Origin of the sequence: Enterococcus sp. DIV1682a, from assembly GCF_051711005.1 — a bacterium.
Classification (GTDB): Bacteria; Bacillota; Bacilli; order Lactobacillales; family Enterococcaceae; genus Enterococcus_B; species Enterococcus_B hirae.
Window position 1 is genome coordinate 1081469 of record NZ_JBIOLT010000001.1, and the last position, 16305, is coordinate 1097773.

General features: G+C 36.7%; 15 protein-coding genes and 1 riboswitch. Of the genes, 14 read left to right on the top strand and 1 reads right to left on the bottom strand.

The features are described 5' to 3' along the window. Positions 1 to 328 precede the first annotated feature (328 nt). From IGJ23_RS04955 to IGJ23_RS05010, 12 genes are all read left to right on the top strand, one after another. On the top strand, positions 329 to 2647 hold the full coding sequence (locus tag IGJ23_RS04955; protein ID WP_438774669.1) for a cell division site-positioning protein MapZ family protein: 2319 nt from the start codon (positions 329 to 331) through the stop codon (positions 2645 to 2647). A gap of 201 nt (positions 2648 to 2848) precedes the next feature. Then, positions 2849 to 3712, top strand: a complete 864-nt coding sequence (locus tag IGJ23_RS04960; protein WP_010719584.1) for a CvfB family protein — start codon at positions 2849 to 2851, stop codon at positions 3710 to 3712. 103 nt (positions 3713 to 3815) lie between these two features. Continuing rightward, positions 3816 to 4289, top strand: coding sequence for a ferric iron uptake transcriptional regulator (fur, locus tag IGJ23_RS04965; RefSeq protein WP_010719583.1), 474 nt, complete (start codon positions 3816 to 3818; stop codon positions 4287 to 4289). Between the two features lie 92 nt (positions 4290 to 4381). After that, on the top strand, positions 4382 to 5269 hold the full coding sequence (xerD, locus tag IGJ23_RS04970; protein ID WP_010719582.1) for a site-specific tyrosine recombinase XerD: 888 nt from the start codon (positions 4382 to 4384) through the stop codon (positions 5267 to 5269). A gap of 18 nt (positions 5270 to 5287) precedes the next feature. Further along, positions 5288 to 5659, top strand: a complete 372-nt coding sequence (locus IGJ23_RS04975) for a hypothetical protein (RefSeq protein WP_010719581.1) — start codon at positions 5288 to 5290, stop codon at positions 5657 to 5659. Next, positions 5656 to 6423, top strand: coding sequence for a segregation/condensation protein A (locus IGJ23_RS04980; RefSeq protein ID WP_438774670.1), 768 nt, complete (start codon positions 5656 to 5658; stop codon positions 6421 to 6423). Before IGJ23_RS04975 ends, IGJ23_RS04980 begins: the two co-directional genes overlap by 4 nt. Next, on the top strand, positions 6407 to 6982 hold the full coding sequence (gene scpB, locus IGJ23_RS04985; RefSeq protein WP_010719579.1) for an SMC-Scp complex subunit ScpB: 576 nt from the start codon (positions 6407 to 6409) through the stop codon (positions 6980 to 6982). The genes IGJ23_RS04980 and scpB overlap by 17 nt, the downstream gene beginning before the upstream one ends. Continuing rightward, on the top strand, positions 6982 to 7698 hold the full coding sequence (locus IGJ23_RS04990) for a pseudouridine synthase (RefSeq protein ID WP_010719578.1): 717 nt from the start codon (positions 6982 to 6984) through the stop codon (positions 7696 to 7698). The genes scpB and IGJ23_RS04990 overlap by 1 nt, the downstream gene beginning before the upstream one ends. 80 nt (positions 7699 to 7778) lie before the next feature. Further along, positions 7779 to 7902, top strand: a riboswitch (FMN riboswitch). A gap of 121 nt (positions 7903 to 8023) precedes the next feature. Beyond that, positions 8024 to 8638, top strand: a complete 615-nt coding sequence (locus IGJ23_RS04995; protein WP_010737347.1) for an ECF transporter S component — start codon at positions 8024 to 8026, stop codon at positions 8636 to 8638. A 595-nt stretch (positions 8639 to 9233) separates the two neighbouring features. Then, positions 9234 to 10757, top strand: coding sequence for a YfcC family protein (locus IGJ23_RS05000; RefSeq protein WP_010719576.1), 1524 nt, complete (start codon positions 9234 to 9236; stop codon positions 10755 to 10757). Between the two features lie 151 nt (positions 10758 to 10908). After that, on the top strand, positions 10909 to 12249 hold the full coding sequence (locus IGJ23_RS05005; RefSeq protein WP_034867515.1) for a M20 family metallopeptidase: 1341 nt from the start codon (positions 10909 to 10911) through the stop codon (positions 12247 to 12249). 284 nt (positions 12250 to 12533) lie between these two features. Further along, positions 12534 to 13259 (top strand): alpha/beta hydrolase, encoded by a 726-nt coding sequence (locus IGJ23_RS05010; RefSeq protein ID WP_053766480.1) that lies wholly within the window; start codon positions 12534 to 12536, stop codon positions 13257 to 13259. 374 nt (positions 13260 to 13633) lie between these two features. On the opposite strand, the gene IGJ23_RS05015 is transcribed toward IGJ23_RS05010, so the two are convergent. Next, positions 13634 to 13852, bottom strand: a complete 219-nt coding sequence (locus IGJ23_RS05015) for a ferredoxin (RefSeq protein ID WP_010719573.1) — start codon at positions 13850 to 13852, stop codon at positions 13634 to 13636. Between the two features lie 30 nt (positions 13853 to 13882). Here IGJ23_RS05015 and IGJ23_RS05020 point away from each other — a divergent pair, with 30 nt between their 5' ends. Together IGJ23_RS05020 and IGJ23_RS05025 are read left to right on the top strand one after the other, a co-directional pair. Next, positions 13883 to 14911, top strand: coding sequence for a helix-turn-helix domain-containing protein (locus tag IGJ23_RS05020; protein ID WP_438774671.1), 1029 nt, complete (start codon positions 13883 to 13885; stop codon positions 14909 to 14911). Next, positions 14895 to 16286, top strand: a complete 1392-nt coding sequence (locus IGJ23_RS05025) for a RecQ family ATP-dependent DNA helicase (RefSeq protein WP_053766446.1) — start codon at positions 14895 to 14897, stop codon at positions 16284 to 16286. Before IGJ23_RS05020 ends, IGJ23_RS05025 begins: the two co-directional genes overlap by 17 nt. The last annotated feature ends 19 nt before the right edge of the window (positions 16287 to 16305 follow it).

The window sequence follows — 16305 nt, forward strand, 5'->3', positions numbered from 1 at the left end:
AAATAGCGAGTAGCCTTTAGTGAAAACAAAGTAGCACGGGATCAGAATAGATGATGCCGTGCTATTTTTTTTAGTCAATAGCTGAGTCAAAAGCTTGAATCTGATCATAATAAACAAATAATTGATGCGCTATTAAGATTATGATGATGAAAACATAAATAAATGCGTATCTATGCGTAATTATAAGAAACTTTTTGTAAATTATTTGTTTTATTTTACGAGTTATACTATTTGACATCCGTTTGATCAAAATAGGCTCTTGGCGAAACTTTCAGAATATGGTAGATTAAATGGTAGCGTAAACCTAACAAAAGGAGCCGATCGCTCAGTGATAAAAAAATGCCCAACGTGTGGATCAAAGAAAATCAAAGGAAAGTTGATTTGTCCTGATTGTGGTTACCAAATAAAAGAGCAAGACCAACACACGAATGAAGAAAAGAACAACAGTCAATTACCAATAGATTCTTCAGAAGAACATTTTCCTGACACGGAATTAAATGATCCAATCGAATGGTCAGAATTAACAGAGTTACCATTAGAATCGGTCATGGCCTTGTTTAAAGAAGAATCATCTGAAGAAACGAATCTAGCAGAAACTAATGATGCTGAAGAAGAAGTCACTAAAAAGCTAAATACAAAGCCGTCAACAAGTGAAGAAGGAACTAATTCGAAAAAACAAGCTAACGGCGATGAAATGACGGATGAACTCGAAGCAGAACAACAAAAAAGAGTAGCTGAATTAAAAGAATTTGTTGATCATGAAAAAGAAAATTCGATTTTATCTGCTTATATCAAAGCTCATAGAGAAGATACAACAGAAGAACATGCAGAAGAATTGATGCGAATGATCCAAGAGGAACTCGCAGCTAAAAATGCCAAAGAGACTGATTCAAAACAAGAAAGTACAGTGCCAGGAACTAACGAACGTGAAACGAAAGAAAAGGAAACAGTTGATACGAAGGATAGCGTTGTTCAGCCAACTGACCATCAAGCGATTGATCAAGAAGAAACGTTCGAAACGGAAACAGAAAAAAATCATGAACGCTTAACGGCACCCCAAACTTCAGAAGAAAATCAACTGCTTTCTTCTAAGGAACAAACTGAAGAACCAGTGCCCGCTTCAAAAACGACTCACGTCCAATCATCGTCAGAAAAACTTTTGATAGGAAAAAAAGAAGTCGAGGAAAAAACGAGTGCGGAAGATGTCGATAAAAACTCAACCCAAGAGGACGAAGCGTTAAACGAAAATTTGAAACCTGAAGTTTCAGAAAAAGATATTCCGAAAGCAGCTCCATCACAAGAGAATCAATCAAACGGAGAAGTTCTAAAAGAAGAAATATCGAAAGAAGAAACAGCAAAAGAAGAAATACCGAAAGAAGAATCGGTAAAAGAAGAAGAACCAAAAGAAGAAATTCGTAAGAAAGATTCTTCAAAACCAGAAGCTATAGAAAAAACAGAATTATCAAATGAAATCGATCAAAGGACAGAAACGGAACAAAAAGAACCAGTTACATCAGCTAAGACTGATGAGGGGAAACGAAAAAGATCGAAAAAAGGACCGTATCTGGCTTTAGCAGCAATCGTCTTGCTTGGAGTCGGTGGTTGGGCTTATTATGACCATCAGCAAGATGTTCAGGCACAAATCGCTGCACAAGAAGAAAGACAAAAACAAAAGGTGGCAGATCTACAAACAGCCTTGAATGCTTTTTATACAGATCCGTCTCACCAGTTTATCCGTACTTCAATGATCAATCAAGACTTAGCTAAACTAAAGACTGATCTGAATGACGTAAAAAAAGAGAAAGAATACCCTGAATTAGAAAAAACATTTCAGGATATCCAAACCAAAATCAAAGATATTCAACGTGTCAACCAGTTATTTACTTCGGTAGTGATTGACGATGATCATTTAGCAGCTGATCCCAAACTGAAAGAGGATCAAGCCATTCAACCAATGACTACAAATGAAACTGCTTTTGGACGTCTGATCAAGCAAGCGCAAACCGAAGCAGAGGACCAATACAAACAATTGCAGACGGCTAAAGATAAAGTGAACGTTGTCTATCATGATAATCAAGTCGTAGACAGTGCGAACAGAGAGCAGTATGACGAAGCAAAAAATGCTGTAGAGCAAATCAAAAATGAAGAGCTAGCTGTCGCTTTAAAAGATCAACTAAAAAAAGTAGATGAAACCTTGACTGCGAAAGAGCAGAAAGAAGCACAAGCAAAAGAAGAAGCAAAAAAAGCTGAAGAAGCAAAAAAAGCAGCTGAAGCAGCCAAACAAGCTGCAGCTCTGGCTGCACAACAAGCAAAATCTAGTTCCACTACCAATAAGACTAATTCAGCCAATCAACCCATCATGTCAACTCGACAAAGTGATGTGGCTGATGCATCTAATCCAGCATGGAATTGGGCACCAGGAGTCCAACAAAGTGTTATTGCTACTTGTATTCAACGAGGCTACATTGTGGCAGGTGGATATAAACTAGAAAAAGCGAGAATCGAAAATGGTGAAGGTTACTATAATCTTTATGCTACTTCAACCCAATCTAATTTGATGCGTGGAATCGGTGAAAGTGCATTGCCATTTTATATTGTGACGATCAATTGTAAAACAGGCTGGTTTGGCGGAAATGGCAGCCATTAATCTGCTAGATAGACAATGATCAAATACTACTCAGATATCGTAGATCGTATGGAACTAAGTGGATGACCATATAGGATCAGATACACGATGTCTGAGTTTTTTTGCGACGACTAAGACCAAACCAACTACTAATCATGGAAACATTATGTTATGATAGCTAAGAAAAGATGGCTGAATCTTTTATAAATAAGGAGAAATAAGATGAATGAATTACTGGCAACAATATTTACCGGAATGGTAATTGATGAAAATGAAAAAAATTACTTTGTCCAGAAAAATGGACAAACTTTTGGGTTAAGTAAAACCGAAGGGACCTATCGTATCGGTGAAGCAGTCGAAGGGTTTGGTTATCAAAATCAAAAACATGAAAATCGTTTTACTACGTTGATTCCTAAAAGTCGAATTGGTCACTATGCTTTTGGTACAGTGACTGCTTCACGAAAAGATCTAGGAGTATTCGTCGATATTGGATTACCCGACAAAGATTTTGTAGTCTCATTAGATGAACTACCAACGATGACAGAACTTTGGCCTAAAAAAGGCGATCGTTTAATGGTTGCTTTAAGAGTCGATAGCAAAGACCGAATTTGGGGTAGTTTAGCCGATGAAAAGATTTTTAAATCATTGAGTAAACGTGGAACAGAAGAAATCAAAAATAAAGACATTACAGGCGTTGCTTACCGCTTGAAACTGACCGGAACGTACGTCTTAACAGATGATTATTATATCGGATTTATCCACCCATCTGAACGCTATAATGAGCCGCGCTTAGGTGAACAAGTCAAAGGACGAGTAATTGGCGTGAGACCTGATGGAGTATTGAATCTTTCATTAAAACCAAGAGCATATGAAGCAATCTCTGATGATGCACAAATGATTTTAACGATCATCGAACGATCAGCAGATGAGCAAATCCATTTTACTGACAAATCTGATCCGGAAGATATCATGAAAACTTTTGGTATAAGCAAGGGAGCTTTTAAACGAGCAATCGGCAATCTATTAAAACAAGGATTAGTCAAACAAGAAGCAGGCGTAACGAAACGAATTAGAAAATCTAATTGAGAATACCTTGCATGTTTTTCTTAACTAGCTTATAATTATTTTAATTTAGAAAGAGATTCTTTTTGTTTGATTATAATTATTATAAATTGTCGGGGTTGAATACATGGTTATGAATGCGATGTCAGTAATGAAAAAAACGAAACAACAATTGCACGAGTCGGGGTTCAAATTAACCCCACAAAGAGAAGCAACTTTACAAGTACTTTTAGAAAATGAGAAAGAACATTTATCGGCAGAAGAAGTCTTTTTTCTAGTGAAAAAAAAGAGTCCAGAAATTGGGTTAGCTACTGTCTATCGGACGTTAGAGATTTTGACCGATTTGAAAGTCATTGATAAAGTCAGCTTCAATGATGGTGTTGCTCGCTATGACTTGAGAAAAGAAGGAGCAAAACATTTCCATCATCATTTATTGTGTTTACGATGTGGCACGATTGAAGAGGTCGAAGAAGATTTATTGTGTGAAGTGGAAGAAATTGTGGAGCAACGGTATCACTTTTTGGTAAAAGATCATCGCTTAACATTTCATGGTATTTGTCAAAAATGTTACACTAAAGAAAAAGAAAGCAAAACCGTCTGATTGCTAGACGGCTTTTTCTTTGCCTAGCTGTAAAATAGACTATCGAAAATGAAGGGTATCTGATATGATAGAAGAGCACGAGGTGGATTATTATGAATGAAGAAATTAATGATTATCTCCACTATTTGACGATTGAACGTGGCTTGTCATTAAATACGAGAAAAAGTTATGAACGAGATTTGTTACAGTATCTTCACTATTTAGAAGATGAGCAAATCACTTCCTGGCAAGATGTCGATCGCTACGTCGTGATCAATTATCTGGAAAAGATGCATGATGAAAAGAAAGCTCCAGCAACCGTGACCAGAATGATTACTAGCTTGAGAAGATTTCATCAATTCTTACGTCAAGAACGATTGACTGATCATGACCCGATGCAACACATTGATACGCCTAAAAAGGTTCAAAAGTTACCTAGTACCTTATCCTTGACTGAGGTTGAACGATTGATCGAAACACCTGATACAACCAAAAATCTAGGGATCAGAGATCGAGCAATTCTAGAAGTCATGTATGCAACAGGTATGCGTGTCAGTGAACTCGTTGGTTTAAAGCTAAGTGATCTTCACTTGTCGCTCGGCTTGGTCCAAACACTTGGTAAAGGGGACAAAGAACGGATCATACCTCTAGGTGATTATGCGATCCAATGGTTGGAGCGGTATCTAGACGAAGCACGCCCCCTCCTTGTAGCGAATCCTTCTGAAACGCATGTATTTGTCAATCATCATGGTACAGGGTTATCACGGCAAGGTATCTGGAAAAACCTTAAACAATTAGTGCGTGAAGCAGGAATCAATAAAGAGGTGACCCCTCATACTTTAAGGCATAGTTTTGCGACACATTTGCTGGAAAATGGTGCAGATCTTCGAACGGTACAGGAATTATTAGGACATGCTGATATCTCAACAACACAAATTTATACACATATCACAAAGAAAAGAATGACGGATGTTTATAAGCAGCATTTTCCAAGGGCTTAGTCATAGGAAGGTGAAAAAATGTTAACACATTACCGAAAAGAAAATCGTAAAATTGCTATGGGACTGTTAAGTTTTCATAAGAAACTAACGGATAAATCGAATTTACTCAAAGAAATCAATACCTATGAAACAGAAGAAGGATATGAACTTTTTTTCTTCACACCAGAAGGTTCAACGAATATTCAAGGGATTATTGGTGTTTATTGGGGTGAAAATCAGGAATTGATTATTCACGATGTTTCATTGAATCCATCTTATCGGGGAGATCAGATGGGCTTTCAAATGCTTGATGAACTTCAAGAAAAATACCCAGACTTTTCCATACGACCAACAGAGATTACCCGTCCATATCTCGCAAAATGGGTCGATCGAAACAAGAAGAAAGAGTGAATATGGTGACAGAAATCAATATCAAATTAGATATATTTGAAGGACCCTTAGATTTACTCCTTCATTTGATCCAGCAAATGGAGATCGATATTTATGATATCCCGATTGCAACGATCACTGAGCAATACATGAGTTATATCCATACGATGAAAACTTTTGAACTTGCTGTTGCTGGAGAATATCTAGTGATGGCTGCCACGTTGATGGCGATCAAAAGCAAAACTTTGTTACCTGTTCAAGAAGCAATCATTGAAGATGAGTATTGGGAAGAGGACCCGCGTGACGAATTAGTCAATCAATTATTGGAATATCGAAAGTATAAGTATGCTGCAGAGCAGTTAACCGAAAAAGCCCAAGAGAGAAGCTTATATTATACGAAAGAACCAGTTGCAGTAGACGATCTCATTGGACAAGAGAAACCATTGAAACGTGGACAAGTCAAAAAGATTGATTTGTTTCATGCGATGGAAAAAATCTTAGAGCGAAAGAAATTCTCAGAGAAAGTTGAAAAAACGATTACTCCTGATGATACAACAATTGAAGAACGTATCATCTTTATTGAAGAGCGTCTTAAGCAACATCATAAGGGATGCTCTTTTGAGTCTTTTTTTGAAACGCCTTCGAAAACAGAAGTAGTCACTACATTTATGGCTTTATTAGAAATGATGAAAAATGGTCAGATCGTTGCGCAACAAGAAGGAAATTATGAAACAATTATGCTTTATCTAGCAGTAGGAGATACCAAAGATGACAAAATTAAGTGAACTTGAAGCCATTTTATTTATTGTTGGCGAGGAAGGAATCGGGTTAGAAGAAATCAGCTATCTGTTAACTATTACGAAAGAAGAGACAGTGGCTTTATTAACGGAATTAAAAACAAGATATGAAAATGATCCAGCTAGTGCTTTGCATATTTTGGAAACAGAGGCACATGTCGTTTTAACAACCAAAAAAGAGTTAGCGCCATTGTTGAAACGCTATGCCCAAGGGACGTCTAATACTCTCTCACAAGCAGCTGTCGAAACGTTGGCGATCATTGCATATAAACAACCGATTACCAGAGTAGAAATCGAACAAATTCGTGGGGTTCAAGTCTCAGGTGCCATTCAACGGCTAGCTGCTCATCAGTTGATTGAAGAAAAAGGACGCGTGGAAGGACCTGGACGACCTATTTTGTATGGGACGACTCCTTATTTTTTAGATTATTTTGGTCTCAACTCATTAAAAGACTTACCAGATATACAAGCAATGGAGCATTCATTAAACGAAGAGTCTTCACTCGACTTATTCTTTGATGAAATGGATGAAGGAGAACAGATATAATGGAAAGACTACAAAAAGTAATTGCGCATGCAGGGATCACTTCCAGACGTAAAGCGGAAGAATATATTTTGGCTGGACGAGTAAAAGTCAACGGCAAAGTAGTAAAAGAACTCGGAGTAAAAGTTAGTAAACGTGATTTGATCGAAGTAGATGAAGTGCCGATTTATCAAGAAGAATACGGGTACTATTTACTATATAAACCAAAAGGCGTGATTTCCGCTGTTGCTGATGACAAGGGGCGAAAAGTCGTAACTGATTTGCTGCCAATGGTGAAAGAACGAATTTATCCAGTAGGACGATTAGATTATGATACTTCGGGTATACTGCTCTTGACTAATGACGGTGATTTTGCGCAACGTTTGACCCACCCGAAACATGAAGTAGACAAAGTATATGTGGCGAAAGTCAAAGGGATTGCTACTAAAACAATGTTATCTCCCTTGACGAAAGGGATAAAAATCGAAGGGAAACGAACTTCACCAGCACGTTACCAAATATTATCTGTGGATCCTAAGACAAATCATAGTATCGTTGAATTGACTATCCATGAAGGTCGAAATCATCAGGTAAAAAATATGCTTCAAGCAGTTGGCTTACCTGTTCAAAAATTAAAACGAGAAAAATACGGCGATTTGACGCTTCAAGGCTTACGCCCTGGCGACTATCGTGAGTTGAACAAAAAAGAAGTCAGCAGTTTATTGAATCAATCAAAATGATTACTTACTTATTATAAGAATAAATGATTGCATTTTTTCTCAAGCGATGTATAATGTAAAGGTAAACAAAATTATAAATGGTTCGTCTTCAGGGGCAGGGTGAAATTCCCGACCGGTGGTTATAGTCCACGACCTACTTTACCTAAGTAGCTGAATCGGTGAAATTCCGATACCGACAGTATAGTCTGGATAAAGAAGATAGAGCTTATTTGACGTAGTTTTTTGCCAAATAACTCTAACTCTCCCTGTTATTGGAGAGTTTTTTTATTTGCAAAAAGTTCGTCGAAAAGTTCGCTGAAGAGGAGTCCTAACAGGAGGATTTCAAATGAAGAACACCCGTGTACAAAAAATGGTCGCTGTGGCATTATTTGCTGCGATCGGATTGGTTTTGCAATATATCGCATTTCCGATCATGCCAGCCTTTAGTTTTTTAAAGATCGATTTTAGTGATATCCCAGTACTGATCAGTATGTTTTTATTTGGTCCAGTTGCTGGACTGGTTACAGCTTTCTTACGATCGATCTTACACTTGATCACTACTGGCTTTTCACCAGATAATTTGGTAGGAGATACAGCCAGCTTTTTAGCAACAGCTATCTTTACCTTACCTATTTTCTACTTCTTCCGTAAGAAGACTCAAGTAGGGAAAAATAAGTTTTTAGGTGTGATTTCTGGTACGATCGCAATGACGATCTTCATGAGTGTCGCAAACTATTTTGTGATTACCCCATTATACCTTATGTTTTTAGGTTTAAATGCTAATCAAATGTTAGGGATGCCGTTAGCTAATTATGTCCTGATCGGAATCGTCCCATTTAATATCATTAAAGGATTTATCGTCAGTGCTGCCTTTTTGGTTTTACACGCAAAATTATTGCCATGGTTAAGTCGGAAACAACACCAGTTGGCACAAAGACATACAGTGACGAACAACAAATAAATAGTACAGCAGCTCATGCTCGTTTATCCATTTTTAGAGGGAAGCATGAATTGATGCCACTTTCTTAATTATTTTATCATTAAAAAAATCAGTCAAGGCTCCTTAACTTTTACAATATAAAAAGTTAAGGAGCCGTTTTTGTCAGTACTAGTATTTCTGAAAAAGTAGTCCAACTATTAGAAAAAAGGGGATGAGAAAATAAACATTGTTTTTTCTAAAAAGAATTCAAGGAAATAAAAAAATATCGGAAATTTTAATGAAAAAAAATTCATTAACCCACGTTGTGTAAGCGTTTTATAAACGGTGTTTGAGTATTTCTTTTGTTTATGCATAAAAATGTATTTTATGATTCAAAATGTGAAATTAATCACTTTTTGAATGATAAATAGTTTTGTTATAATGGAAGAGGAAAACGCTACAATTGTATTGAAAAAGCTTTACCTTAAATTTTATAGAGAAAGGAGTGAAAGCAGGATTTTTGAATAAAATTTGCCAAATCAATAGGTTATTGTTTTGGTTATCGTATTCTTTTTGATAAAATAACTGATGGAATCACTCTTATAAGATTCTAATGTTACAAGAAAGGGAGAAGAACATGGAACAAACAAAGAAGAAACAATTTCAAATGCCTTCAGCGTATACGGTCTTATTTATTATTATTGCGATTATCGCTGTACTAACTTGGTTCATACCAGCTGGACATTATAGTGTCAATGATGCAGGCAACATCATTGCTGGATCATATGAACGAGTAGAGCAAAATCCTCAGGGGCTATGGGATATCTTTATGGCACCGATTAATGGGATGCTAGGTGTACCTGCTGGGGAATTAACGAAAGAAACACCGGCTGCTATTCCAATTTCATTCTTTATTTTAGTTGTGGGTGGTTTCTTAGGTATTATCAATAAAACTGGGGCTTTGGATGCAGGGATTGCTTCCGTTGTAAAACGCTTTAAAGGGAAAGAAAAAATGTTGATCCCTGTGTTGATGATCTTATTTGCATTAGGTGGTTCAACTTATGGTATGGCGGAAGAAACTATTCCGTTCTATGCTTTATTGATTCCTGTTATGATGGCTGTTGGGTTTGATACAGTTGTTGCAGTAGCTATCGTTTTAGTAGGATCACAAGTTGGTTGTTTAGCTTCAACCGTTAATCCATTTGCTACTGGGGTCGCTTCTCAAGCAGTTGGTATCTCAATGGGTGAAGGAATCGGGTTACGTTTCTTGATGTTCGTGGTACTATTGGCTATCTCAATTGCTTATGTCTACCGTTACGCATCTAAAGTGGAAAAAGACCCAACGAAATCACTTGTATATAAACAACGTGAAGAAGACATCAAACATTTTGATATCGATTCAATTGGTCGTCAAGAATCAATTACTAAAAGACAAAAACATGTAAATATCCTATTTTTCATTACCTTTGGTATTATGATCATTAGTTTGATTCCTTGGACAACATTGAATAAAAACTTTACGATTTTTGAATCATTAACTAACTGGTTAACAGGGTTACCTGTAGTCGGAACTGTTTTAGGTAAAAACATGCTTCCTTTAGGAGAATGGTATTTCCCAGAAATTACCATGTTGTTCTTAGTGATGGCTATTGTAGTGGCAATCACTTACGGAATGAAAGAATCAGTCTTTATTTCTGAATTCTTAGCAGGAGCTTCAGATTTGATCGGTGTTGCGATCGTGGTAGCTGTTGCACGTGGTATCCAAGTTGTGATGAATAATGGTTTAATCACTGATACGATCTTACATTGGGGTGAACAAGGATTAAGTTCATTGTCATCTAGTGTCTTCTTGATCTTAACGTTTATCTTCTATATCCCTATGTCATTCTTGATCCCATCAACTTCTGGACTAGCAGCAGCTACTATGGGAATCATGGGACCAATGGGTGAATTTGCAGGCGTTGGTAAAGATTTAGTTATCACTGCTTATCAATCAGCATCTGGTTTGGTCAACTTGATCACACCAACATCAGCAATCGTTATGGGGGCTGTTGCGATCGCTCGTTTTGATATTTCCGTTTGGTGGAAATTCACAGGAAAATTGATTGCTATCCTATTTGTAGCCATTTGTGTTATCTTAGGTGTAGCGGCAATGTTATAACAAAGTAGACAAAACCGTTGACTTAGAGTGTACATGGTTTTCTACTTGATGTGAATGGACAAGATCCAAGCTCAACTATTTATTGTTTGAAAAAAGAGGTTGTGTCTGTTGTTTTGACATAACCTTTTTATTATATTAGGAGGCTAGTAACATGAAACAATTTGTAACAAAACAACATCATGAACAAGCATTAGAATCTTTAAATGAATTGATTCGAATCCCTTCAGTTCTGGACGAATCAGATACTGGTGAAGGGCATCCTTTTGGGACAAAAGTGATCGAAGCATTGGATAAAGTGTTAGAAATCAGTGAAAATCTAGGATTTAAGACATTTAAAGATCCAGAAGGATATTATGGTTATGCGGAAGTCGGATCTGGCGATGAGCTATTTGGTATCTTGTGTCATATGGATGTCGTTCCAGCTGGCGATGAAAACAATTGGGATTCTAAACCATTTGAACCAACTGTCAAAGATGGTTGGTTGATTGGACGAGGATCACAAGATGACAAGGGACCTTCCATCGCTGCAATGTATGCTGTCAAAGCTTTGATGGATGCAGGTGTTGAATTTAATACACGTATCCGATTTATTTTTGGAACCGATGAAGAAAACTTGTGGCGTTGTTTAGATAAATACAACGAAAAAGAAGAAGGTATTACGCAAGGATTCGCACCAGATGCAGAGTTTCCATTGATTTATGCTGAAAAAGGATTACTACAAGCTTACCTAACTGGACCGGGAACATCTGAATTTTCAGTTAAAGCTGGTGGCGCACTGAATGTCGTTCCAGATGCAGCTCCTTATGCTGGTGAAAAATTAGCTGAAGTCAAAGAAGCATTGAAAAAACATGGATTTGACTTTGAAGATCAAGGAGAATCAATTGTCGTTCTTGGAAAAAGTATCCATGCCAAAGATGCAGCAGAAGGTGTCAATGCAATCTCTCGTTTAGCGATTGCTCTTTCTGAAGTATTTGATTTTGCTCCAATCAACTTCTTAGGTCAATTAGTTCAAGAAAATGCTACTGGTGAAAACGTGGTAGGAAAAACGGTGGATGAACAATCTGGCGAATTGACAATGAACTTTGCTAGTCTGGAAATCACTCCTGAACAAACTAAAATCGGGGTCGACATGCGTATCCCAGTAACTTTCAAAAAAGATGAACTCGTAGAAAAACTAACAGAAACTGCTAAAAAGTATGACTTGACTTATGAAGAATTTGACTTCTTAGATTCCCTTTATGTTCCATTAGACAGTGAATTGATCAAAAATCTTTTAGGAACTTACCGTGATATTACTGGTGATATGACTGAACCATTTGTATCTGGCGGTGCAACTTTTGCGCGGACGATGAACCAATGTGTAGCATTTGGTGCAATGTTCCCAGATACCCCTGATTTTATGCATCAGGCAAATGAACGTTGGGAACTAAGCAGCATGTACAAAGCAATGGAAATCTATGCAGAAGCTGTTTACCGTTTGTGTGGAAAATAATCATTTGAAATGCTCAACTAAATACACTTTAGTTCAATAGAGAACGAAACTGCTCTCTTACTGTTAAAGGCTGATGAAGGTCAATGTACATTCATCAGCCTTTTTTTGTTATAGTGGGTCTTGTTGAGGGGAAGAGTCAGGTCTAAGAAAGATCGCATTTAGTGCCACTGGCTAAACAAATTTATTCTTTTTCAAGAAAAAAGAGTTGCAATTTATTCGTATTTTATTTAGTGTGAATTTATAATCGATCAATAGGTACGATAAAAGGAGAATAGGTGAGAGATGTGAAGATATTTAAGCGAGTATTAATTGGTATAATTATTTTTTTGGGGCTAGCAGGAGGCGCTGGGTACTACTATTTACAACAAAATACCTATGAACCATCTAGTCAAGCAAGTCAAATAGCCCAAAATGGAAAGGATAAAAAAGATTATTTATTTTTTGAGACGAAAGAAAAAAGTCAAAAACCACTGGTTATTTTTTATCCAGGTGCTTTGGTTGAACCAGCTAGTTATAGTGTCTGGGCTGAACAATTAGCAAAAAGTGGGTACTCCGTAGCAATCGCTAAGATGCCTCTTGACTTAGCCATACTTAGTGGGAATAAGGCAGATAAGATCAAAGAAGACTTTTCAAATCGAAATTATGTGATTGGTGGACACTCATTGGGGGGCGTCATGGCGAGTCGTTATGCTAATCAGCATTCTTCTGACAAACACTTAAAAGGAATCTTTTTCTTAGCAAGCTATCCTGATGAAAAAGGTACATTGGCGAAAACGACATTACCTGTATTAAGCCTGACTGCTTCTAATGATAAAGTCTTGAATCAAAAAGCCTATGAATCAGCTAAAGAATATTTACCTGAGCAAACAGAATATGTTTCGATTAATGGAGGAAATCATGGCGGATTTGGCAGCTATGGGGAACAAAAGGGAGACGGTAAAGCTAAGATTACAAACGAAGACCAACAAACAGCGATTATTAATACGTTAATCAATTGGTTAGGAGAATAGAGTTCGAGACCTAAATCTTACAGCTCACTTTAAAAATGAGTAAAAAGTGTGCATCAGCTCTTTGAAAAAAGCTTGAATTTTTTTAAACATGAGAAACTGTTAAAAAAAATTCAAGCTTATTGTTATCGTAGCTTCCCGCTTCTTTCATGACTCTATCTAACGCAGTTCAGAAGTCCATTTATCAGAAACTTTACCGAAGAGCTACATAAGTCACAATCTTTATATAAATAGACTAGAGATAAATCAACTCAAACTTTCACTTGAACATAGAAAGAAATTTGTTCAGACACCATTTCCAGGTCAACTGCCTACTTTTCAAATCATCATTGTTAGAAACACTTACATTGAACTATATTCATTTGGTTAACTAGTTTTCATGATTTCTCTAATAAAATAGCTCTTACTGGACATTTTTGATAAGCTTTTCTGACGGCTTCCTCGTCAGTTTGAGAAACAAATTGCTGATGAGCTTCTGGTTCTTGCGCAAATAAAACGATTCCTTCTTCATCATAATCAAAGATATCTGGGGCTTCGATTTGACAAAGACCACAAGCGATACAGCGCTCAGGTACTAATTTACATAGTAATGACATTTTGACCATCCTATTCTTAAGGGGAGTAATATGACTTCATTTATTTTAGCTTTATTTTCAACAAGAAACAAGTTAAGGATCAGCTCCTTATACCAAGTTATCACAGGAAAACGAACGAGTTCGGTATTGATTTATAGTTTTTTAAACCATTTATTATTTATACATGGTAGTTTTCCTAAAATGAATCAAGAAGAATTTACACGTATCATTGACCAATTAGTTGACCAAAAGTTCCTTATTCAGCTAGAAGATGGCGTGATGATCACTCATTTAGGTGAAAAAACTTTAGCAGAAGAAATAATTGATCTAGAAGGGCTCCATTATGATCGTTATGGCAGAACCGCTGAGAATTGTTGGCGGTTGATCAAGTTTGCTGTTCAAGTTGTCTCTCATCTGGTAAATAATAAAAAGGAATACTTACCGATTGAAACTAGTCCCTATTATACTATCCAAGTAAAAAAATGGTTAGCTGACACACAACTAGAACGACAAACCCTAGCAAAAAAATTAAGCCAAGAACTGAGTGAAATCTTTTCAACGATGGCATCTGAATCGGCTAACTTTCTGGCCAATCAATTTTCAGGTATCCAGTCACCTGGTCTATTAACTTATCAATTAACAGAAATAACCAATGAAGTGCAACGTGAATTGTATGAAGCAAAGCAAGTACACCTGCTGCTAAAAACAATCGAAGAAAAAAAAGATTCGTTGCTTTTTCAATTGGTTTCACCACTACTTATGCAAAACTTCAATCAAAGTATGTTAACGACGAGAAAATTGATTTTATCTGGATGCTCAATTGATGAAGTAATGAAGATACGTCATTTAAAAAGAGGAACAGTAATCGATCATTTGATCGAATGGCAACTTTATTTAACTGATTTTCCTTATCAAAAAATGATCACCAAGCAGACATTTAAGCGACTAAGTCAACTATCGAACATCAAAGAATGGAGTTATCGAGAATTAAATGAAGTCGCACCACTAGATTACGGAGAGTTTCGTTTTTATCAAATTGGTGTATTGAAAGGGGAACTGAAGAATGTCGCTGAAGGATGAACTACAAAAACGTTTTGGATTTACTTCGTTTCGTTCAGGACAAGAAGAAATCATCCAGTCTTTATTGAATGACCAAGATGTCCTCGCAGTGTTACCGACAGGAAATGGAAAAAGCCTATGCTACCAACTGACCGGTTATCTGCGTGAAGGAATAGTTATCATTGTTTCACCTTTGCTTTCATTGATGGAGGATCAGGTGATGCAACTACAGAAACAAGGAGAAAAGCGAGTTGTTGCTTTCAATAGTTTACTATCTAGAACGGAACGATATTATGTGTTAAATCATTTGTCCAATTATAAATTTTTATTTTTAAGTCCAGAAATGTTGACGCAAAAAGATGTGATAGAACAATTACAAAAACAAAAAATTGGGTTATATGTGATCGATGAGGCGCATTGCGTTTCTCAGTGGGGGGTAGATTTCCGTCCGGAATACCAACAACTAGGAGAAATTGCTCAGAAATTAGGCTCTCCAGTAACGCTTGCCTTGACAGCAACCGCTACTACAGCCGTGCAACATGATATTGAAACTGTCTTGTTTCAAGAAGTGCCAGTTCGAATTATCCATTCGGTTAATCGACAAAATATTGCTTTATATGTCAAAAAGACTTCCCAAAAAGAAGCTGATCTAGAGGACCTGATGAAACAAGCAAAAGGCTCGATGATTATTTATTGTGCGACAAAGAAAGAGGTAGAGCGTTTGTATCAGCTATTTCGCTCACGTTTTACTATCGGCTATTATCATGGTGGATTAGAAGCATCACAAAGGCGACAGTTGCAACAACAATTTAGTCAAAATAAACTTCAATTTTTGATTGCGACGAATGCTTTTGGTATGGGCATCGATAAGCCAGATATCCGTTATGTTGTCCATTACGATTTACCAGATAGTTTAGAAAATTATGTTCAAGAAATCGGGCGTGCGGGAAGAGACCAACAGGCGAGTGAAGCGATTCTTTTATACAAAGAAAATGACGAACGCATTCATTATTTTTTTAATCAACTTTCTAGAGAACAACGACAAAGTTTTGAAATTTATCTGCAATATCATAGCAATGAACAAGAACAATTCGATGAGATTCAACAAAAATGGTTAGAAATAATTGCACAAACGAGTAATCCGCAAGAGTGGTTAAATCGGCTAAAACGTCAAGAAAAAGAAAAGGAATATCGACTACAACAAATGCTTCATTATGTCAATGCAAAGACTTGTCGAAGAGCGCTGATTCTTGAATACTTTGGGGAGAAACTGATAAAAAAACCAGAAAAATGTTGTGATATTGATGGAGCGGTCCTTACGAGTCAGGAAAATAGAGAAGTCAGCCCATCTGTAGAGCTAAAACAGTGGCAAGATATTTTACTAAATTTATTTTAAAAAAACATTGGATAGAAAA